Raw genomic sequence first — 21,551 nt, 5'->3', positions numbered from 1 at the left:
TGGCGAAACAAGCCGCTACGTGTCGGCTCGCAGCGTTACTGCACGTTTTATCGGCAAAATTGGCGCTAAAATGGTATGAATTCACTGGGTGAACGGCGTGTCCGAGTTAATGGCGCTATGTGACGTCGTCACGTGGTGCGATTGGGGTTTATCCTATTGTTTCTGCTCGTCAAGCCGCTAGGCTTAAGGGATAGGTGCACCCGCCAGGCCGGGGGCATGAGTTTTTTCAGATCTGCCGCGGGAACAGCGGCGGCAAAGCAGTGAGTTGGTGTATTCCAGGAAGGAGATAAGCCAACGGTGTCATGAAAGACGTGATTCAGGCAATACTCATCAAGACCAAAAAACGACTCTGGCGCTGCCGCCAGAAGGCGTGGCTGGCCGGGCCGCTGGTGTGGCTGGCCGGCGCGTTGCCCGTGTACGCCGAGTCGCCACCGGCGCCGGATACCGTAAGTCCTTCCGAGCAGCAAGCCGCGGATCCGGCCAAAAACTTGCCGGAGCTGGGCGGTGCGCCCGACGACGCCGCGCGCGAAAAGCAGTGGGCCGAGATGGCCAAACAGCTCGGCGAAAAAGATCTGAACAACGTTTCACGTCAGCAGATGCGCAGCCGCGCCGAGGATTATTTGTTGGGGCAGGCGACGGGCGCTTTGCAGCAGCAGGCGCAGGAACTGCTGTCGCCGCTGGGCACTGCCCGGTTATCGCTGAAGATGACCGGCGAGGGCGACTTTACCGGCAGCAACGGACAGTTATTCAGCCCGTTGTACGATATCGACGGATTGCTGACCTACAGCCAGATCGGCTGGCTGCAGCAAAGCGCCGGGGCGCTGGGTAATTTTGCGCTGGGGCAGCGCTGGATCGTCGGCGACTGGCTGCTGGGCTACAACACGGCGCTCGACAGCGATTTCGCCCGGCAGCGCAATCGCGGCAGCGTCGGTGCGGAAGCCTGGGGAGACTACCTGCGTTTCTCCACCAACTATTACTACCCGCTGTCGGCGCTGTCACAGCAGCCCGGCGACGGGGTGTTCTTCAGTCGCCCGGCACGCGGTTACGACATCACGACGCAAGGCTACTTGCCGTTTTACCGCCAGATCGGCGGTTCGCTTAGCTATGAGCAGTACTTGGGCGACAATGTCGATCTGTTCGGCAGCGGCAAAAAGCAAAATGATCCGCGCGCGATGCAACTGGGGCTCAATTACACCCCGGTACCACTGGTGACGATGAAGGCGTTGCACAAGATTGGCGCGGGCGGGCAGAGCCAGGATCAGGTTGAACTGGCGTTGAGCTATCGGCTCGGCGTACCGCTGGTGAAGCAGATTTCGCCGGAGTATGTGGCGCAGGCCAAGTCGCTGCGTGGCAGCCGCTACGATCCAATCGAACGCAAGAACGTGCCAGTGCTGGAGTTCCGCCAGCGTAAGACGCTGCAGGTGTTCCTGGCCACGCCGCCATGGAGCCTGCAGGCGGGAGAAACTGTGCCGCTGGTGCTGGAAATCAAGGCGTTGAACGGGATTTCTCACGTCAGTTGGCAGGGGGATACGCAGGCGTTGAGCCTGACGCCGCCGCACAATGCCAACGATCCGCAGGGCTGGACGGCGATTGTGCCGCCGTGGGATGACGCGCCGGGTGCCGCCAACAGCTATCGGCTGTCGGTCACGCTGGAAGACGATAAACAGCAGCGCGTGACGTCCAACTGGATAGAGCTGAAAGTGGCGCCGCCGCTGACCGCGACCACCGGGGAAGACGCGGACCTGCCGCCGATCAAAACCCTGACGCCGCCGCCCATTCCGGCGCAAACCGGGCCGCTGTACGGCGGCGATTAACCGTTTTTACCCTGCAACACCCACACGGCCGCCTCGACGCGGGATTTTAGCTTCATCTTTTTCAGCAGGTGTTTGACGTGCACCTTGACGGTGCTTTCGGTGATGGTCAGGCGGCGGGCGATCAGCTTGTTCGGCAGCCCCTGAGCGATCAGCTTCAGGATATCCCGTTCGCGCGGCGTCAATTGCTGAATATCGCGATCGGCACTGGGGCGGTTTTCGCGCAGGCTGGCGGCGAGGATTGGCGTCAGCGTCTCGCTCAGCACCATCTGCCCGGCTGCCGCCTGATGCAGCGCTTTCAGCAGGTCCTCCGGCTCCATATCTTTCAACAGATAGCCGTCGGCGCCGCGTTTGAGCGCGCTGACGACGTCGTCTTCATGGTTGGACACGCTGAACACCACGACGCGCCCTGACAGGTCGGTCTGGCGCAGGCGATCCAGCGTTTCCAGCCCGTTGATGCCGGGCATGTTCAGATCGAGCAGGATCAGATCCGGATCGTGCTGTTCCGCCAGCGCGACCCCTTGCTCACCGTTGCTGGCTTCGGCGATGACCTGCAGGCGAGCGTCCATGCCAATCAGCTGTTTTACGCCGTTGCGCAGCATCGGGTGGTCGTCGATCAGTAAGATTGTGGCGGCGGTTTCTGTCGTCATGGTGTCTCCGTTAGTCGATGGCGTGGTTATCCGGCGTGAAGCTGACCCGCACCTCGGTGCCGCCGCCGCTGCGCGGTAAAATGTCGCAGCGGCCGTGCAGGCTCTTGGCGCGATCGCGCATGATGATCAAGCCGTAATGGTCGGGGCGGGACGTCTCGGCCGGCAGGCCGCGTCCGTTATCGCATACGCTCAGGGTCACTTCGCCCCGTTTGTTGATGACCTGAATGCTCACCTGGCTGGCGGCGGCATGCTTAAGGATGTTGCTGAGCGCCTCGCGGGCGATCTGCAGCAGGTGAATGGCCTGGTAGGCGGGCACCGTGCGCGGCCCCAGTTGGTAATCGAGATGGATGGTCAGGCCCAGTTTGGGATTGAACTCCGCTACCGTCGATTGCAACGCCGCCAGCAGGCCCGGTTCGGTCAACTGCAAGCGGAAGGTGGTCAGCAGCTCACGCAGCTGGCGATAGGCGCCGTTCAGCTCTTCGCGCATCTGTTGCACCAGCGCCTGGCTGGCGGACGAGAGTGTTTCGCCTTGCATCTGCAGGCAGGCGATCTGCATCTTCAGGCAGGAGAGCGATTGGGCGATGGAGTCGTGCAGTTCGCGGGCGATCGCCGCCCGTTCTTCCATCAACATCAGCTGCTGCTGGTGGTCGACCTGACGTTCGATGGCCAGCACGCTGGTCAACTGCTCTACCAGGGTGTTGATCAGCTGGCGATGCTCATCGTTCAGCGGCTGTTGCGGCGCATGCTGCGCCACGATTACGCCGTAGTCGCCGAGCTTGTCGCTCAGGCTCCAGCTCAGCGACGGATTGTCGGGATGCTGGCGGTCGCTGTCGTTCAGGCAGGCACTGCATACCGGGTTATGGCAATGCTCCGGCCGCAGCGGCTGGTTGCCGCTCAGCTGCAACAACGGTTCCCGGCTGTCGTTTTCATACAGCCGTACCTGTATGGCGCGCAGCGGCGTCAGGGTTTGCAGTTGGTTGAGCAGCGGCGTCAGGCGGCTGCACAGCGGCTCGCTGGCGTGCAGCAGGCGGCTGGCGCGATAGAGGAAGCTCAGCACCTGATTTTTCTGCTGCAGGTCGGCGGTCTTCTCGGCCACGCGCTGCTCCAGCCCGCTATAGGTGGCCGACAGCTCGTCGGACATGGTGTTCAACGCACCGCCGAGCGACGCCATTTCATCCTGATGGCCACGCTGCGCAAAGCGGCGGCTGAAATCGCCGCGGCCTACCGCCAATGCCATCTCCACCAGCTGTCGCCACGGATGCAGCAAGCGGCGGCGCAGGTAGCAGGTGGTGCCGATCAGCAACAGCAGGGTCAGCGCGATGAAGCCGGCCTGCACCAGCGTCACCATCAGCAGGCGACGCTCGGTTTGCCTGTCGATATCCGAGACCAGCTTATCCAGCAGCTGTACGAAGTGCGCCACCTGCGGTGCGGCGTCGGCCGGGTGCTGCGCGCTGCGCAGGCGAGGTTGCAGGGTCTGTTGCCAATAGTCGCGCAGGGCGTTGAAAGGTTGCGTCAGCCCTTCCTGTTCCACCGAACGCTGCAGGTCGGGGCTGTTTTCGTCGCGCTCCAGCTCCCGGATCAGCGTTTCGTGCCGTTCATCCAGCGGCACCTGCGCCAGCAGCCGGTAACTTTGCATACGCAGCGAACCGGCCTTGTTGATGGCGTGCGCGTTGCCCTGAATGCTCTGCGACATCCAGGCGGAAATCCCCATGCCGGCCACGCCCAGAATGCCCGACAGCAACATCAGCAGGGCGACCTGATTTACGATCGAAAGCGGAGCCAACAGGCGTTTCATAAGCGCGGATTCCTGGCATTTGGCGCCGCTGAAGCTCAGGGGCGAAGGCGGCGGCGGGAGTAAACAAGTAACGATTCAGCCGTATTTTTGATTATCCCTGAGCATAACCCCATACCTCGAATGAAGTACCCATTAGTTTCCGATGGCGGGGCGGAACGATGAAGGTGATGCGGGTTTTATTTTCAATACATTGATTTTTATTAATTTAATTTTTAATTGGGGCGTACCCCTAAGGGGATGAAGGCGCTATTTGCGGCGCCAACTACTTGCACTCGGGTTGATATACATCAACTTTGCCGCCGGGGCCGCCCCCTAGGGTGTGCGGAATGATCCCCCGTGTCTGAGGTTTTTATGTCGCAACTTGCAACGCCTTCATCAAAGAAAACCGGTGCGCTGATCCAGGACTGGCGTCCTGAAGACAGCGCCTTTTGGCAGCAGCGTGGCCATCGTATTGCCACTCGCAACCTGTGGATTTCCATTCCCTGTCTGCTATTGGCCTTCTGCGTCTGGATGCTGTTCAGCGCCGTTGCGGTCAATCTGAACAAGGTCGGCTTCAACTTCACCACCGACCAGCTGTTCCTTTTGACGGCGCTGCCGTCGGTCTCGGGCGCTATTTTACGCGTACCGTATTCATTCGTGATCCCGCTGTTTGGCGGCCGCCGCTGGACCGCTATCAGCACCTGCTTCCTGCTGGTGCCGTGCCTGTGGCTCGGGTTCGCGGTGCAGGACAGCAGCACGCCGTACAGCGTGTTCGTCATCATTTCCCTGCTGTGCGGTTTCGCCGGCGCCAACTTTGCCTCCAGCATGGCCAACATCAGCTTCTTCTTCCCGAAAGCGCGTCAGGGCGGCGCACTGGGCCTCAACGGCGGGTTGGGGAATCTGGGCGTCAGCGTCATGCAGCTGGTCGCACCGCTGGCGATCTCTTTCAGCCTGTTTGGCCTGTTTGGCGGCACGGCGCAAAATCAGGCAGAGGGTGGCCAGCTGTGGCTGGAAAATGCCGCTTGGATCTGGGTGCCATTCCTGCTGGTTGCCACGCTGGCGGCCTGGTTCGGCATGAACGATCTGGCGGCGGCCAAGGCATCGTTGCGTCAGCAACTGCCGGTGCTCAAGCGTGGGCATCTGTGGATGCTGAGCCTGCTGTACCTCGCAACCTTCGGATCCTTCATCGGTTTCTCCGCCGGTTTCGCCATGCTGTCGAAAACGCAGTTCCCGGACGTGGTTATCCTGCATTATGCGTTCTTCGGGCCATTCCTCGGGGCGCTGGCGCGGCCGGTTGGCGGTGCGCTGTCTGACCGTTTCGGCGGCGTACGGGTGACGTTGATCAACTTTGTGGTGATGGCCGTTTTCGCTGCACTGTTGTTCCTGACGTTGCCGAATGCGGGTGAGGGCGGTTCGTTCATCGCCTTCTACGGTATCTTTATGGTGCTGTTCCTCACCGCGGGTCTCGGCAGCGGCTCGACTTTCCAAATGATTGCCGTCATTTTCCGTAAAATCACTGTCGATCGCGTTAAAGCGGCCGGTGGCAGCGATGAGAGCGCACAGCGTGAAGCGGTGACAGATTCCGCCGCTGCATTGGGCTTTATCTCGGCGATTGGCGCCGCCGGCGGCTTCTTCATTCCTCAGGCGTTTGGCACCTCGTTGGCGCTGACCGGTTCGCCGGCCGGGGCGATGAAGGTGTTCCTGGTGTTTTATATCCTGTGCGTGGTGATCACCTGGGCGGTGTATGGCCGTAAGAAAAAGGCCTGAGTATCAAATGGCTTTCTCTATCCCTTCCCGGCAGGGGAGGGATATTTCGCTCATCCCGAGTCTTCTTTCCTCCCCTCCTCAGTGAAATTTTCTGTCTTTAGGTAAAATTCTCATCTCCGCTTGCCATTTTTTTCTTTTTTTATAGCACTATCTCTCAATGTCAGAATGCTTTCGCGCAAAGGGATTATATTATTTGCACGGTTTTTTCGTTTTGTTGGGAGTATTCTTACATTAAAATATTAATGTCTTTCCCGCAGGTTAAATGAAATTTCCGAGAGGGTAAGGCATAATTAGTGCGATTGCTATAAAATCAGCAATAGGGTTTTGTCTTAGATGCTGTGCCTGCCGAGCGGAATGAATGCCGGGGTTAAATCAGATAACTCTCATTCTGTTTTTTCCGGCTTTTTGTAGTCTATCTGGCAATCAGATTAGGTGGAAAAACAGGATGAATTCACGGCACGGAATGAAATTTCACAATTTTATTCGATTAACAATCAAACAACGCTGTTAGTTTTTTCTTTTTAAATCAATGAGGTGCTCGTTTGAATTTTACGGTAACCATGAAAGAAATCCATGTTGCCAACAGGGAAAAAGAGTCATTTGGATAAACATAACATCCTCAATAAGGCCTAATGTAAAAAATGAAATCAGAAAATTTTTATAAAAGCCAATATCCAATGGATGCAACCTGTTGAGTTTACATTTAACTTCTTGAACATTTTTTGATATTTCTATACAAAGTGTGCAGGACAGGCACGCTAAGGAAATTAAAAGTGAATCTTGATAAAAGAATAAAGATTAGGAATCTCGATGTTCTGACTCCTGCCGGGGAGAAATTCCGTCTGCGTTGGAAAGAGTATCAAATTCTTTCGCTGCTTGTCGCCAGATCACCAGAACTGGTTACCCGAACGGAAATTATAGAAAATATCTGGAAAGGAACTTATTGTTCAGATTCGACGATAAATCAAACAATTAAATCTATTCGTCAGAAAATTAGCGATGCGGAACACACGCTTATCAGAACTATTCCTCGCTTGGGTTACAAGGTGGAAAATCAAGCCGTTTTTCACTTTATATCCGAAGATGAAGAGTACGCTGGCGATGATATATTAAATGGCGACAATGATATTGGTGCTGATATTCAAGCGGAACTTTCTGAAAATGAAAGTGAACCGCCTGAAATCAACGAAGAGAAAATAGATAAGCCGCGTAAATCGACGCTTGTCGCTGCGCCCGTCGCAACGATGGAGTCATCCAAGACACCGACGCAGGAAAAGAAGTCGGCGGCGATACGCCGTTTTTTCAGCATGCCTGCCAGCCGCGTAGTGAAATACCTGACGGTATTCGCTTCTTTACTGGTTATTTCACATTTTTCATATGTCCTGGGCAACCAAACCCGCCCGCCGGTGATCAATGATATTCAGAACAACACGCGCGTTGTGTTGACGCTGACGCTGAACAACCCTCATACCAACAGCCCGCAAACCTTGTTCTGCCTGTACCAGGGAGAGAGCATGGAGCAGGCGACCATTGAATGTGTCGACCCTAAGCAAGGCCAGCTTAAATTGCCGGTAAAATATGAGACCTCTTCTACACCTGGCAAGGGTCGGATTAATCTCATATTGCCTAATAAAACCTTGCAATATCAAGTCGCTTACGATGTTAAAAATTAGCGCTGAATGAGGTTTTATCTTTAGCGATAATTTCACATTTGATGAAATCTTTTATTTCATTATTTGTTATTTGAAAGCCAGGTTCGATTTGTCCAGTCTGGAACTCATTACCTAACGCATATTAGCGTCCTGTTTCCGCCATGGTGACAGGAATAATGAGAACCTGCTGAGTGACAAATTATGGATAAGCGTAAAGTAGCTATTATCGGGGGTTCCGGTTTTATCGGAACACGCCTGGCGAAACGTCTCAGTATGCGCGACGACCTGTCGTTGGTCATCGTTGATAAGCAACCCAGTGCACATTTTCCTGCTCTCTATCAGTATGGCGATGTGACGCAACCCCAGACTTTGCAAGAACCGCTGGCGGGCTGTGATGCCATCATTAATCTGGCGGCGGAGCACCAGGACAATGTCGATCCCATTTCGCTCTATTATCAGGTCAACGTTGAAGGCGCACGCCATGTCTGCATGACCGCCTCCGCATTGAATATTCGCCAAATCATTTTCACCTCTTCGGTTGCCGTTTACGGGTTCGTTGAACAGGAAACCGACGAAGGGGGACGTTTTGAACCCTTCAACCATTACGGCAAGTCCAAGCTCGAAGCGGAATATGTTTATGAGGCCTGGCGTAAGGCGGACAGCACCAACAAATTGACCATCATCCGCCCGACGGTGGTATTCGGCGAAGGCAACCGCGGCAACGTGTATAACCTATTCCGCCAGATCGCCAGCGGCCGATTTGTAATGATTGGCAGCGGCAATAATATGAAATCGATGGCCTACGTTGAAAATATTGCCGCTCGACTGGAACATGCACTGGATCAACAGTCAACGTATCAGGTCAGCAACTACGTCGATAAACCGGACTTCACGATGAATCAATTGGTCGACGTTATCTCCTCTTCGCTGGGTCGAGAAAATAAGACGATTCGCATTCCCTACGCCGTAGGAATATGCGGCGCAACCGCATTGGATGTCGTGAGTAAAATAAGTCGAAAAAAATTCCCAATCAGTCGCGTCAGGGTGCAGAAATTCTGCGCCAGAACGCAATTTAAAAGTAGTGTGCAGAATAATTTCGTGGCGCCGGTTGAACTTGATTCGGCAATCGAAAGAACCATTAAACATGAGTTTTCTGATAGATAACTTAACCGCACGCTGACGTTATTTACCTATTTCCGCTGACAAGCGGATAAATCTGCATTTTTCAGGATTAACTCATGCTGACTTATATCCTGACAGGATCAATTTTGTTTTTGTTAATAGCGCATTGGGAGCTGTAACTCAAGGGCGGTAGCGTGCTTATTCGCTGGAGGAACGATGTTATATCAACTGAGCGTGATATTTGTGCTGGCGGTGACGTGGGTGCTTATTGCCCGTCGGGCCGCCTTGGCGGTGGGGCTGGTGGATAAGCCCAATGCGCGCAAGCAACATCTGGGGCATATTCCGCTGGTCGGTGGTATCGCCGTGTACCTGACGCTGATGCTGATGACGCTGTGGCAACCCGCCTGGTTGCCCGACAGCACGATCTACCTGCTGTGCGTCACGGCGCTGGTGGTGTTGGGCGTGCTGGATGACCGCTTTGATCTGCCCGTGGCGCCGCGCGTCATGGTGCAGGGAGGGATCGCGCTGGCGATGATGCTGGCGGCAGGGATGCAACTTTCCTCGCTGGGCTATGTCTGGGGGCATCAGGAAGTGATGCTTGGTTATGGCGCGTTGCTGCTCACGCCGCTGGCGGTCTGGGGGGCGATCAACGCCTACAACATGGTCGATGGTATCGATGGGCAACTGGGCGCCTTGTCCTGCGTGACTTTCGTCGCGTTGGCCATCGTGTTCGGACTGGGCGGCCGGGAGGACCTGGCGCTGTGGTGCCTGGGCCTGATCGTCGCGCTGGCGGCGTACCTCTTGTTTAACCTGAGCCTGTTCGGCGCGCGCAACAAGATCTTTATGGGTGACGCCGGCAGCATGGTGATTGGTTTCAGCGTGCTGTGGCTGGTATTGCTGGCGACTCAGGGGCCGCAGGCGGTGATGCGCCCGGTCACCGCGCTGTGGTTGATCGCCATTCCTCTGATGGACATGGTGACCGTGATGGTGCGCCGCCTGTTGCGCCGCCAAAGCCCATTCAAAGCGGGACGCGACCATTTACACCATATTCTGATGCGTCGCGGGCTTAATGCGCGCCAGGCGCTGGCGATGAGCACCATGCTGGCGGTGACGCTGGCCTGCATCGGCATTTGCAGCGAAGTATTGAAGCTGCAGGAAAGCCTGATGCTGGTGGCGTTTCTGCTCTGTTTCTGCGGTTATTTCGCCATGCTGCGTGAACCGCGCCAGGCAACGGTACTCCGCGACAACCCCAGCGTTGGCCGATAATCCTCTCACGGGCTGCGGCAGCAGCCCGTTTATCACGGTACCTCCATGAATCTTCATTTGGCCCTTTTGATGCCGTTGGTCTGTACCTCCGCGCTGTTGAGCGGTTGTACGGTGGTCCCCGGCTCGCATTTACCGACCAGTGGAAAAGCCATCGTCGTGCAGCAGGACGACGATTTCGATTTGAATAACCAGGTACAGGTCTATCGCATGTCGCCGATGCTGCTGCAGAAAATGCGGCGCGTAGAACCGGTCGCCCGGCCGAACCCGGCGCTGGATCAGCGGTTGCAGAGTTATCAATACCGCATCGGCGTCGGCGACGTGTTGAACGTCACGGTTTGGGATCACCCCGAGTTGACCACGCCGGCCGGGCAGTACCGCAGCGCCAGCGACACCGGCAACTGGGTGCATGCGGATGGCACGATCTTTTATCCCTATATCGGGCGCGTGGCGGTGGTGGGCAAAACCGTCACCGAAGTGCGCAGCCTGATTGCCGGCCGTCTGGCGCAGTATGTGGAAAGCCCGCAGGTGGACGTCAGCATCGCCGCGTTCCGCTCGCAGAAGGCTTACGTGACCGGCGAAGTGAAAACCTCCGGCCAACAGGCGATCACCAACGTGCCGTTGACCATCCTGGACGCGATCAACGCCGCCGGCGGCCTGACGGACAACGCCGACTGGCGCAACGTAGTGCTGACCCATCAGGGCAAGGAGCGGGCTATCTCGCTGCAGGCGCTGATGCAGCGCGGCGACATCAGCCAGAACGCGCTGCTGCAGCCGGGCGACATCCTCTACATCCCGCGCAATGACGAACTGAAAGTGTTCGTGATGGGCGAGGTGGGTAAGCAAGCGACGCTGAAGATGGATCGCAGCGGCATGACCCTGACCGAAGCCCTCGGATCTTCCGAAGGGATCAGCCAGACGGTGGCGGATGCGACCGGGGTGTTCGTGATCCGGCCGAGCGGCGGTAAAACGCCGCAGCGGCTGGCGACGCTGTATCAGTTCGATCTCTCAGACGCCAGCGCGCTGGCGATGGGCGCTGAATTTCAGCTGCAACCTTACGACGTCGTGTACGTCACTGCGGCGCCGGTCGCGCGCTGGAACCGTTTGATCAGCCAGCTGGTGCCGACCATCAGCAGCTTTAACGATCTCAGCGAGGCGACCTTGCGCGTGCGCAATTGGTAACTCCGCAGGGTGAATAAGGAACAGAAGATGAAAAACAATGCGCTGTCCGTGATGGTGGCCGAACAAGATGAAAAGCTGGAGTGGGAGCGCCTGATCGGGCCGCTGTGGGATAACCGTTGGCGGATCGCCGCCGTGACCGGTTTGGCCGGCGTGCTGGGTGTCGCCTACGCCCTGCTGGCCACCCCGGTATACCAGGCCACGGCGGTGGTGCAGGTGGAGAAGCAGCTGTCCGGCGATTCGCTGCTGCGTGAAACGCTGGACAGCTCGATGGGGCAAAGTTCGGCGACGGAGGATGAGGTGACGCTGGTCAAGTCACGCTACGTGCTGGGCAAAACGGTGGACGCCCTCGGCCTGACGGTGCGCGTCAGCCCGGACTATTTCCCGGTGTTCGGCAAAGGCTTTGCCCGGCTGAGCGGCGAAAAGCCGCCGGTCCTGGACATTGCCACGCTGACGACGCCGGAGGACATGCTGGACGAAACGCTGACGCTGACGGTGCGCGACGGACAGCATTACGAATTGAGCCATGACGGCGACAAGCTGTTCAGCGGCGTGGTCGGGCAGCCGGTGGCGCAGGGCGGTTGGAACATGACCGTCTCGGTGCTGGACGCGGCGCCGGGCGCCAGCTTTACCGTGGTCAAAGTCGCGCGTCAAAAAGCGGTGGACGATCTGCGTAAATACCTGGACGTGGCGTCGGGTGGCAAGGACAGCGGCATCATGACCTTTACGCTGCCGAGCGAAGATCCGCAGAATGCCGAGGCGATGCTGAAGAACATCACCGACAACTATCTGCAGCAGAACGTGGATCGCAAAACGGAAGAGACGCAGCGTATGCTGGCGTTCCTGCAAGAGCAGCTGCCGCAAACGCAAACCTCATTGAACAACGCCGAAACCCAGCTCAATCAATTCCGCCAGCAAAACGACTCGGTGGATCTGTCGCTGGAAGCCAAATCGGTGTTGGACACGCAGGTGCAGCTCGAGGCCCAGCTCAACGAGCTGACCTTCAAGGAAGCGGAGATCTCCAAGCTCTATACCCGCGCGCACCCGGCTTACCGGGCGCTGCTGGAAAAGCGCGCCACGCTGGAGGCGGAAAAGGCGCGGCTGGGTAAACAGGTGCAGACGCTGCCGAAAATGCAGCAGGAGATCCTGCGCCTCACCCGCGACGTGCAGGTGGATCAGCAGGTTTACATGCAGCTGATGAACAAGCAGCAGGAGCTGAGCATCAGCAAGGCCGGCACGGTGGGCAACGTTCGCATCATCGACGAGGCGGAAACCGCTATCCGGCCGATTAAGCCGCAAAAGGCGTTGATCGTGCTGTTGGCGCTGCTGCTGGGCGCGGCGGGCGCCGCCTCGGTCGTGCTGTTGCGCGCGGCTTTCCATCGCGGCATCAATGACATCGATACCCTGGAGAGACGGGGCATCAACGTCTACGCCACCGTGCCGCTGTCGCCGTGGCAGGTGAAGCGCAACCGCGAACAGCGTCATTTGCTGCCCAAATCCGGCGGCCGGCGCTTGCCGATCCTGGCGGTGGCCGAACCGACGGATCTGTCGGTGGAAGCGATCCGCAGCCTGCGCACCAGCCTGCATTTCGCCATGATGGAGGCCAAGAACAACATTCTGATGGTCTCCGGTGCCAGCCCGGAAAGCGGCAAGAGCTTTACCAGTACCAACCTGGCGGTGGTGGTGGCGCAGGCCGGGCAGCGGGTGCTGTTGATCGACGCCGATATGCGCAAAGGCTTTCTGCACCGCTGGCTGGCGGATGACGGGCATCAGGGCCTGTCCGACCTGCTGGTGGGCAACGTGATGGCGGAACAGGCGGTGCGGAAAACCGCCATCGCCAATCTGGACTTCGTGCCGCGCGGCCAGGTACCGCCGAACCCGTCCGAACTGCTGATGCACCGCCGTTTCGCCGATTTTCTGCGCTGGGCCGGGCAAAACTACGATCTGGTGCTGATCGATACGCCGCCGATTCTGGCGGTGACGGATGCGGCGATCGTCGGCAATCACGCCGGCACCTCGCTGCTGGTGGTGCGTTTTGAGGTCAACACCGTCAAGCAGATTGAAACCAGCATGCGCCGTTTCGAACAGAATGGGGTGGGGATCAAGGGCGTGATCCTCAACGGCATGGTGAAAAAGGCGGCAACCGACATGAGCTACTACAACTTCGCCTATCCAAGCCATCGGGAAGATCGCCCACAGGCAGGGGAATAAGCGGGTGAAGGCCATTATCACCAATGCCCTGTGGCTGATGCTCGAACGCGTTTCGCTCAGCCTGTCCGGCATCTTCGTCTCCATTTACGTTGCGCGCTATCTGGGGCCCGCGCAGTTTGGCGCGCTCAACTATCTGTTGGCGACGATTGCCATCGTGGTGCCACTGGTGCAGTTGGGCGCCGACAGCATCATTTTCAACCGCGTCGCCCGCCGACAGCCGAGCGGCATTCGCCTGATGCTGGCGTCAATACGCCTGCGCCGTTGGCTGTTCCTGGCGGTGACGCTGCCGATACTGACATGGAGCTATTTCAGCCAATCGCCCGCCAGCCAACTGATGACGTTGTTGCTGCTTGTCAGCGCCTATTTCTCGATTCAGGACGTGTACAAGATTTATTACGATGCCCGCCTGCAGTCGAAACGCAATACGCTGATCAACAACCTGGCGCTGCTGCTGTCGATCGGGCTGCGGCTGGCACTGGTGAGCGCCGCGCTGCCGCTGGTGTGGTTCGCGGTGCCCTACATTCTCAGCAGCGCCGTACCTTACCTGGCGCGCCTCTGGTTATTCCGTGGGGAAGCTGCGGCCTCGCCACGGGTTACGCCGCGCCAGGCCGGGCGCTATGGCCGTTATTTGCTCAAGGTGGGCCTGCCGCTGGCCATCTCCAGCCTGTCGATAGTGATCTATACCCGCATCGATCAAATCATGCTGGGCAATCTGGTCGGCGAGCAGGCGGTAGGCTGGTTCAGTGCTGCCACCACCCTCAGCCAAGGCTGGGTGTTCGTGCCGATGGCGCTGATCACCTCATTGATGCCGGGCATTGCCAGCTGTCGCGATCCGTTGGAGCAGGAATACCGTATCCGGGTGCTTTATCTGGTGGTCTTGGGCCTGTCGTTGCCGGTGTTGCTGGGCCTATGGTGGTTCGCTCACCCGGCCATTGCGCTGCTGTACGGTGCCGCTTTCCAACCGGCCGCCAGCATCCTGGCTATTTGTACGCTGACCTCGCTGTTCTCGGTCATGGGGACGGTTTCGTACCGCAGCATCGTGCTGTTCGCCGGCTATCGCTTTATCGCCATCAAGATGCCGTTGGTGGCCGTGGCGAACGTGGTGATGAATCTGCTGCTGATCCCGCGCTACGGCCTGATCGGTGCGGCGGTGTCTACGCTGCTGGCGGAGTTCATTTCGTTCTTCGTGCTGAACAGTTTATTCCGTGGCGGAAAAATTACCCGACTGCAGCTGACCTGTTTTTACTGCTTGCCGCGTCTTGTCAGCAAATTAAGGAGAGAACATGTTAAACATCCTGGTTAAAAACATTTCCAAGCGCCTGCCCGATGCCTGGCACCATCAGGTTAAATACGCGCTCTATTTCAAGAAGCTGCCGCACCTGTCAAAACCGACCGGCTTCAGCGAAAAGATCATGCGTCGCAAAATTTATCCGCGCAGCATCTACACCACCTTGTCGGACAAGTTCAAGGTACGTGAATTTATCGCCGGTCTGTGGGGCGAGGAGTATCTGGTGGAACTGTATGCGCATGGCACTGAGCTCAGCTACGACATGTTCAGGCAATTGCCCAACGCCTTCGTGCTGAAGGCCAACCACGGCAGCGGTTATAACCGGTTGGTGTTCGACAAGCGGCAGGTTAGCTACGCGGAGTTGTACGATCTCAGCAACGCGTGGATGCGCAGCAACTTTTACGAGCAGAGTCGCGAAAAGCATTATCTGGATATCGAACCCTGCATCATGGTGGAGCGCCTGTTGCTGGATGGCGAGCAGGTGCCGAACGATATCAAGTTTCATTGTTTCAACGACAATCATGAAATTCGCATGTTCATCCAGGTGGATTATCAGCGTTTCGGCACTCATCGGCGCGATATTTTCGATATCGACTGGAACCGCACCGAAATCCGTATCAGCTTGCCGAATGCTGACGAACCGATGCCGCGCCCTACGCGGCTGGACGAAATGACGCGTTTGGCTCGCCAGGCAGCGCAGCAGTTCTCTTATGTCCGCGTGGATTTCTACCAGGTCGGCGAGAAGGTGTATTTCGGTGAGTTGACGTTTACGCCTGGCGCGGGGTTAAGCAAGCTGATGCCGAAAAACATTGAGCAGGAATGGGGCAGTTATTTTACTGAGTAAACACTTATGCAAAGAGTCGCCTCCAATTTTCAAATGCATGCCAACCCCGGTTATAATCAGTCGCGGGATTTAGTCAATCAATCCATCGTATTGACCTTTCTGCTGATGTTTTTCGTGAAAACTTTCCTGACCTCGGGATCGTTCAATAGCGAGCTGATTAATAAAACCGTGATGGGGCTTAATGGCCTGATGTTGCTCTATGTCGGTTATGCATTTTTTATCGCTACGCTGGCGGAAAAAGCGGTTGCGGGTTTTTTGGCTCTGTTGTTTCTGGTTAATATTGCCACCGGGCATGGGGATTATCTGTTTGGCGCGGTGTTCAGCACGGCGGTGATCATTTTATTTCGCCGCATAGACATGGGACGTGGCGCTGAAATGTTTGCTGTCGCCTTTGTGGTGGCAGGGTTGCTGATGGTCATTCCCTATAGCTTTTACACCAATGGGTTTGTTTATCTTGATGAACGTTACGGCAACAGATTAACGCTAGGTTTCGATAACCCGAATACCCTGGCGTATTATTCTTTTGCCTTGTTCGCCACACTGCTGTGCCTGATCGACCATGTGAAATTAACGCGTGGAATGAAAAATATTGCGTCGTTGGCGGTATCGGCGTTAATTCTCCCGGTGCTGATGTATTCCTATTCTCGCACCTGTTTTATGCTGGCGTTGTTGATGTTATTGCTGTTTTGGCTGGCGCCGCTGCTGCGTGTTGCCCCCAATAGAAAAGTCTGCATCGTGCTGACGTTGGTTATTGTCGGCTTTCAATTCGCCAGCGTTATGCTCTGGGGCAGCAATCCGGCATTGGACGTCCTCTTGAACCAGGCGTTGACCGGGCGAGTCTGGTTCTCCTGGCAGATGTTTCAGTCGGTGGGGTTACCCAATCCGCTGTTCGGCATGAATATAGAACCTTATAAACCCGTCGATTTCTTCTTCATTGCCATGTTTTATTCGGCCGGTGGCATCGCCTCTGTCGTCATACTTTTCTGTTATTTTCACCTGTTGGGTAACATGCGCAAGCTGAGTCGATTCATGCGCTGGGTGGTGGTGGTTTTCCTGTTAACAACGTTGACGGAAACCTATTTTTTGGTCCCGGTATTTAACGTGTCGTTATTGTTGCTTTGCCGTGGAAAAGAAATGATAAATTCTAAATTAGAGGGTTAAGAAATGGATTTCTCGATCGTGATCCCTATTTACAATAGTGCACGCTATCTGCCTAAAACTCTGAAGCGGGTTTTCAACGCTTGCCAGGGGTTCGACTATCAGGTGATTTTGGTTGATGATTGCTCTGACGAGGATGATATCAAATATATTCGCCAGATAGCAGCAACCAATAGCAACGTGATGCTGCACGAGAAAAAAAAGAAGAGCAATGCGGCGGTATCGCGTAACTTAGGCATCAAGTTGGCGCAATCGGAGATCGTGTTTTTTCTCGATTCCGATGATTACTTCACAACCAACTATATTATCCGCCGCATGAATAAACATGAAGATCGCCATATTGATATTATCTTCGGTAACTATGCGGAGGTGAGCGGCGATTCGGTACGTGACTTCAACTTCCACTACAAATCCGGCTCTTCCGGCGAAGATTTTCTTTTTCTGGAAATGGGCGATATTCGTTCATCCACCATCAGCATACGTAAAAAAAGCGATCGCCGCTTTTTATTTCCCGAGTTCCTCAATAAGCATCAGGATTGGGGTTTTTTGGTCAATGCCACCAATTTGGGCGCGCATGTGGCGCACGACGCCGGCGGAGGGGTGTTTCTCGACGTAGGGCGCTACGGGCGCATGACGGCGAAGCTTAATCTGGAGGCCAGCGATCGCTTTATCAATACCTTCCTCAGTCCCAGCGATCGGCATATCAGCGGGTTCGCCTGCAAACACCTGCTGGCCTCGCTGTATTCGGAGAACGCCCAGGCGTTCAATTATTACTCGTCGCGCATCGTGCGGCGCAGCCTGAGCGGCAAGTTCAAGATGATCAAATGGTATGGCGATTGTCTGGCGCGGTTGGGGTTGTTCTCGGTTGGCGGCCGGCTGCTGCGCAATGTGCGCCAGGGATTCAGGAGATGATATGCAACCACGCAAGGTAATCATCGTTATCGAAAATATAGCGGGCAAGGGTGGAACTGAACGGGTCGCCAGCGGTTTGGCCAATGCGCTGGTGCGTCTGCCGGGCTACGAGGTGGCGCTGTTTTCGCTGTTTGGCGAGCGGAGCTTCTTTCCGCTGGCGAACGACGTCCGGCTGCGCTGCGGCGACGGCGATTCGCTGTTCTGGCCATGGCGGCTGGCGATGGCCCTGCGGCGTGAACGCGCGGACGTGATCATTACCGTTTCCATGGGGAAACTGTCGGTGGTGATGACGCCTTTTCTGCGTTTGTTCTGTGCCCGCAGCCGGCTGCTGTTGAGTGAACACGTCAGCTTTCACCAGTATCCGCGCGTATTTAAGTGGTTGAAGTTGCTGGTTTACCGGCTGGGTGACCGCGTGATTTTCCTGACGCGGCAAGATAGCGATGCCATCGCTCGCTGGGTGGGGGCCGGGAAATGTCGGGTGATCGAGAACGTTTCACCGTTCGGCACGCAGGCGCCGACGCCGACGCTGCAGAAAAAGGTGGCGCTGGCGGTGGGGCGATTGAGCAATCAGAAAGGCTTCGATCGTCTGATCGCGTTGTGGCGAGGAGTGGCGGCGCAGGCGCCGGATTGGCGGCTGCTGATTATTGGCGACGGTCCGGAGCGCGACGCATTGCGGCGGCAGATTGAAGACGCCGGGTTGGAGCGGCAGGTGAGCCTGCTGCCGGCCACCGCCGACGTGGCGGCCTATTATCGCCAAGCCAGCCTGTATCTAATGACTTCTCGCTATGAAGGGTTGCCGATGGTGCTGATCGAAGCCATGAGTTTCGGCCTGCCGCTGGTGGCCTACGACTGCAAGACCGGCCCGGCCGAGTTGATAGACGATGGCGTCAACGGCTATCTGGTGCCCGATGACGACGCCGCCGCCTTCAGCGAAGGGGTGATCAAACTGATGCTCGATCCGGGTTTGCGTGAGCACTTTTCTCTCGCCGCGTTAGAGAAGTCCCGTCGTTTTTCTCCCGAACGTATTTATCCCGAGTGGCAACAGCTCACCGAGTGAGGACAGAATGGAAAAGATATCCGTGATAATGCCGGCCTACAATGCGGCGAACTCTATTAAAGAGTCGATTCTAGGCGTGCTGAATCAGCGATTTACCGATTATCACCTGTATGTGATCGATGATGCGTCCACCGACGACACTGCCGAGGTGGTGCGGCCGTTTATCCACGATCGCCTCACCTACATACGCAATGAGCATAACCAGGGCGTGGCGGAAACGCGCAACATCGGCATTGAGGCGGCGAAAGGCGACTATATCGCCTTCTGCGACAGTGATGACGTATGGCTCCCCAACAAGCTGTCGCGCCAGGCGAGCATTTTGCAAACCCGCCGCTACGACGTGGTGTGTTCCCATTATTACACCTTCGAAGACGACCTGAAGTTGATCAAAAACACCCGTGGTGCGGATGAACTTATTGGCTATCAGGACATGTTGAAAAGCAACTGGATCGGCAATCTCACCGGGATTTACAACCAGAAGCGCATCGGTAAGGTGTATCAGCAAAAAGTGGGTCATGAGGACTATTTGATGTGGCTGGCTGTGCTGCAGAAGGCGCGTAACGGGCTGGCCTACTGCATTCCCGAACCGCTGGCCTGTTACCGATTGTCTACCCACTCGCTGTCGGGCAACAAAATCCGCGCCGCGGACTGGCAATGGCGGATTTACCGTCAGCATTTGGGGCTGTCTTACCAGAAATCCTGCTATCTGTTCGCCACTTACCTGTTCAACGCCGTGGTGAAAAGGAAATGACCATGAAGGGGATGTATCAGATGGCGGCTCTGGGCTGCTGCGCCTGGTGGAGCGCCTCGGCTCTGGCGCAGAGCTGCCAACCCAATCTGTTGGCCAACCCCGGCTTTGAGGAGGGGCTCAGCGGCTGGCGTGCGCAGGGCGCACAGGCCGACGGCGATGCGCACAGCGGCCGTTGCAGTCTGCGTTATGACAATGCAGATGCCGCGCAGTACCGCACCTTCAGTCAGATGCTGCGGGTTGCGCCCGGGCAGACGATCGATTTCGGCGTCTGGCTCAAGACCCATGGCGTACGCGGGCAAAGCCGCGACGGCGGCGCCGGGGTTTATCTGCAGAGCTTCGATGCGCAGGGGCGCTTTCTGGAAGGCAGCTATCCGGCAGGGGTGACCGGCGACAGCGGCTGGCGGCAGGTGAGCGCTAGCTATACCGTGCCGCCGCAGGCGGCGCGAGTCACTTTTGGCGTCTATCTGCGCAAGGGGAGCACCGGTACCGCCTGGTTTGACGACGCCTATGCGTGTGCTCGAGCGTCTACGCCGGCGCTGTATCAGCTCGGCGCGTCGGCGCAGGGGAAGGTCGACACGCTGTTGGTCACTCCGCAGCCGCAGCGTTTGCAGGTCAACAGCGAATTGCTCAATGCCGAGGGGCAGGTTGTTCACAGTAGCCGCGACCGTTATCAGGTTGAAGGGCAGCGCCGTATCGAATACCCACTGCCGACCGGCCTGGCCCAGGGGGAATACCGCCTGCGCCAGCGGGTCACCGGGCAGCAATCCCAGCCGGCACAGGACAGCGAGCTGTCTTTTCGCGTAGGGCAGCCTGCGGCCAAAGTGGCGATCGACAGCGAAGGCTTTACCCTGCGCGATGGTCAACGGCTTTTCCCGTTGGGTATTTACGCCAACGTGGCTACCGATGAGCATTTGGCGCGCATCGCATCGGCGGGATTCAACACGGTGCTGAATTATGATTATGGGGAGAAGAAAGATCCTTATGCCTTTTTCCGCAACGCACGCCAGCGCGGGCTGTTGGTTATTTACTCCGTCAAAGATCAGTACCGCGGCAGCCGCTTCGCGCCGCCCGCGCGCGGTGGCGACTACGCGGCGCTGACGGCCTGGTACGTGCAGCGCTTGCGCTCTCAGCCCAACCTGCTCGCCTGGTACATCAACGATGAGCTGGGGCCGGAATATCTCGATAAGATCGAGGAAAAAAACCTGCAAATAAAGCAGCTTGACGGCGATCATCCCACCTTCCAGGTGTTGAACAAAACCGGGGAGTTGGACGCACACTTCAACAGCAGCGACATTTTGGCGACCGACCCTTACCCGGTGGGGAACGATAGCGATCTGACGCGCACCACGCGTTATACCGCACTCACGGTGCAGGCCGCCCGCCAATCGCGCGGGGCCTGGGTGGTGATGCAAATCATGGATCACGCCGCTTATGACGCCCGCCGTAAGCCACATCCGCCGTCAGAGGCGGAAATCCGCAATCAGGCCTGGCAGGCGCTGATCGGCGGTGCCAAGGGGCTGTTGTTTTATTCCTATACCGATCTGTTTTACAAGCGTAAAACCGGCCGCTTCGACCAACGGGAGTTTGACGCCACCTGGCGCGGTGTGGCTGCCGTATCGCAGCAAATCGCCGCTTTCACCCCTTATCTGCTGACGGGAAAATCGACGCCGCTGGCGGGAAGCGATCCGCAAATGCCGGCGCGGATGTTTATTCTGGGCGATCGCGCCTTGCTGCTGGTAGCCAATCCTTACTATCGAGAGGGAAGCACCCGATTGCGCCTTCCGGCGGGCTGGCGGCAGCAGGATGGGGGGGCGGAGATCGCGCTGGCGTTGCCCGCCGTGGGCACCGCGACGCTGTGGCTCCAGCGCTGAATGCGTCGAGTGAACGTCACGCGGGAGGGTTCTCCCGCGTCCTACCCCCAAATACCCCGCCTTGCCTCCCTTCCGCCAGTCTTTGTCATGACAGCCTCTTTTATTCATTTAAATTCAATCTATTAACATCACATCCCGCACCTATACTTTGGTGGTATTTCTCACCCGATACGCGCGTCGCCTCCCGCTTTCTCTTGATCGCAATCAATTTGCCGTCGGTTGGCCGTCAGTAGGCTGGCGG

The 21,551-nt window shown here is 57.0% G+C and carries 16 protein-coding genes; 14 read left to right on the top strand and 2 right to left on the bottom strand.

Translation table 11 applies throughout. The features are described from left to right. Positions 1 to 302 precede the first annotated feature (302 nt). Positions 303 to 1,814: a YchO/YchP family invasin gene (locus tag HMPREF3138_RS20525; RefSeq protein ID WP_038876959.1), complete on the top strand. Its 1,512-nt coding sequence runs from the start codon at positions 303 to 305 to the stop codon at positions 1,812 to 1,814. Here HMPREF3138_RS20525 and narL read toward each other — a convergent pair. Beyond that, the gene (gene narL, locus HMPREF3138_RS20520) at positions 1,811 to 2,461 is read right to left on the bottom strand and encodes a two-component system response regulator NarL (RefSeq protein WP_004934684.1); all 651 of its coding nucleotides are present in this window, start codon (positions 2,459 to 2,461) and stop codon (positions 1,811 to 1,813) included. The genes HMPREF3138_RS20525 and narL overlap by 4 nt on opposite strands. 10 nt (positions 2,462 to 2,471) lie before the next feature. Then, entirely contained in the window at positions 2,472 to 4,256 is a 1,785-nt protein-coding gene (gene narX / locus HMPREF3138_RS20515) for a nitrate/nitrite two-component system sensor histidine kinase NarX (RefSeq protein WP_038883689.1), read from the bottom strand. Positions 4,257 to 4,607: 351 nt separating this feature from the next. Between narX and HMPREF3138_RS20510 the strand changes: the two genes are divergently transcribed. The 13 genes from HMPREF3138_RS20510 to HMPREF3138_RS20450 all read left to right on the top strand — a co-directional run bounded on the left by HMPREF3138_RS20510 (position 4,608) and on the right by HMPREF3138_RS20450 (position 21,310). After that, positions 4,608 to 6,002, top strand: coding sequence for a NarK family nitrate/nitrite MFS transporter (locus tag HMPREF3138_RS20510; protein ID WP_038876963.1), 1,395 nt, complete (start codon positions 4,608 to 4,610; stop codon positions 6,000 to 6,002). 773 nt (positions 6,003 to 6,775) lie between these two features. Next, positions 6,776 to 7,675, top strand: a complete 900-nt coding sequence (locus tag HMPREF3138_RS20505; RefSeq protein WP_049193372.1) for a transcriptional regulator — start codon at positions 6,776 to 6,778, stop codon at positions 7,673 to 7,675. A 180-nt stretch (positions 7,676 to 7,855) separates the two neighbouring features. After that, positions 7,856 to 8,818, top strand: coding sequence for an NAD-dependent epimerase/dehydratase family protein (locus HMPREF3138_RS20500; RefSeq protein ID WP_038876968.1), 963 nt, complete (start codon positions 7,856 to 7,858; stop codon positions 8,816 to 8,818). 174 nt (positions 8,819 to 8,992) lie between these two features. Then, the gene (gene wecA, locus HMPREF3138_RS20495; protein ID WP_038876970.1) at positions 8,993 to 10,042 is read left to right on the top strand and encodes a UDP-N-acetylglucosamine--undecaprenyl-phosphate N-acetylglucosaminephosphotransferase; all 1,050 of its coding nucleotides are present in this window, start codon (positions 8,993 to 8,995) and stop codon (positions 10,040 to 10,042) included. Between the two features lie 45 nt (positions 10,043 to 10,087). Next, on the top strand, positions 10,088 to 11,221 hold the full coding sequence (locus HMPREF3138_RS20490; protein ID WP_038876972.1) for a polysaccharide export protein: 1,134 nt from the start codon (positions 10,088 to 10,090) through the stop codon (positions 11,219 to 11,221). 27 nt (positions 11,222 to 11,248) lie between these two features. Next, positions 11,249 to 13,429: a polysaccharide biosynthesis tyrosine autokinase gene (locus HMPREF3138_RS20485; RefSeq protein ID WP_038876974.1), complete on the top strand. Its 2,181-nt coding sequence runs from the start codon at positions 11,249 to 11,251 to the stop codon at positions 13,427 to 13,429. A gap of 4 nt (positions 13,430 to 13,433) precedes the next feature. Further along, the gene (locus tag HMPREF3138_RS20480; RefSeq protein ID WP_038876976.1) at positions 13,434 to 14,732 is read left to right on the top strand and encodes a flippase; all 1,299 of its coding nucleotides are present in this window, start codon (positions 13,434 to 13,436) and stop codon (positions 14,730 to 14,732) included. Further along, the gene (locus HMPREF3138_RS20475) at positions 14,713 to 15,561 is read left to right on the top strand and encodes an ATP-grasp fold amidoligase family protein (protein ID WP_038877335.1); all 849 of its coding nucleotides are present in this window, start codon (positions 14,713 to 14,715) and stop codon (positions 15,559 to 15,561) included. Before HMPREF3138_RS20480 ends, HMPREF3138_RS20475 begins: the two co-directional genes overlap by 20 nt. A gap of 6 nt (positions 15,562 to 15,567) precedes the next feature. Beyond that, entirely contained in the window at positions 15,568 to 16,722 is a 1,155-nt protein-coding gene (locus HMPREF3138_RS20470; RefSeq protein ID WP_038876978.1) for a hypothetical protein, read from the top strand. Positions 16,723 to 16,725: 3 nt separating this feature from the next. Continuing rightward, positions 16,726 to 17,631, top strand: coding sequence for a glycosyltransferase family 2 protein (locus HMPREF3138_RS20465; RefSeq protein WP_038876980.1), 906 nt, complete (start codon positions 16,726 to 16,728; stop codon positions 17,629 to 17,631). Position 17,632: 1 nt separating this feature from the next. Continuing rightward, a complete protein-coding gene (locus tag HMPREF3138_RS20460; protein ID WP_038876982.1) occupies positions 17,633 to 18,688 on the top strand; it encodes a glycosyltransferase family 4 protein in 1,056 nt (351 codons plus the stop codon). Between the two features lie 7 nt (positions 18,689 to 18,695). Continuing rightward, a complete protein-coding gene (locus HMPREF3138_RS20455) occupies positions 18,696 to 19,439 on the top strand; it encodes a glycosyltransferase family 2 protein (protein ID WP_038876984.1) in 744 nt (247 codons plus the stop codon). A gap of 11 nt (positions 19,440 to 19,450) precedes the next feature. Further along, the gene (locus tag HMPREF3138_RS20450; protein WP_038877337.1) at positions 19,451 to 21,310 is read left to right on the top strand and encodes a carbohydrate binding domain-containing protein; all 1,860 of its coding nucleotides are present in this window, start codon (positions 19,451 to 19,453) and stop codon (positions 21,308 to 21,310) included. The last annotated feature ends 241 nt before the right edge of the window (positions 21,311 to 21,551 follow it).

Origin of the sequence: Serratia sp. HMSC15F11, from assembly GCF_001808215.1 — a bacterium.
Lineage (GTDB): Bacteria > Pseudomonadota > Gammaproteobacteria > Enterobacterales > Enterobacteriaceae > Serratia > Serratia nevei.
Note: the sequence above shows the minus strand (reverse complement) of the source record. Positions and strands in the feature narration are given on the sequence as shown.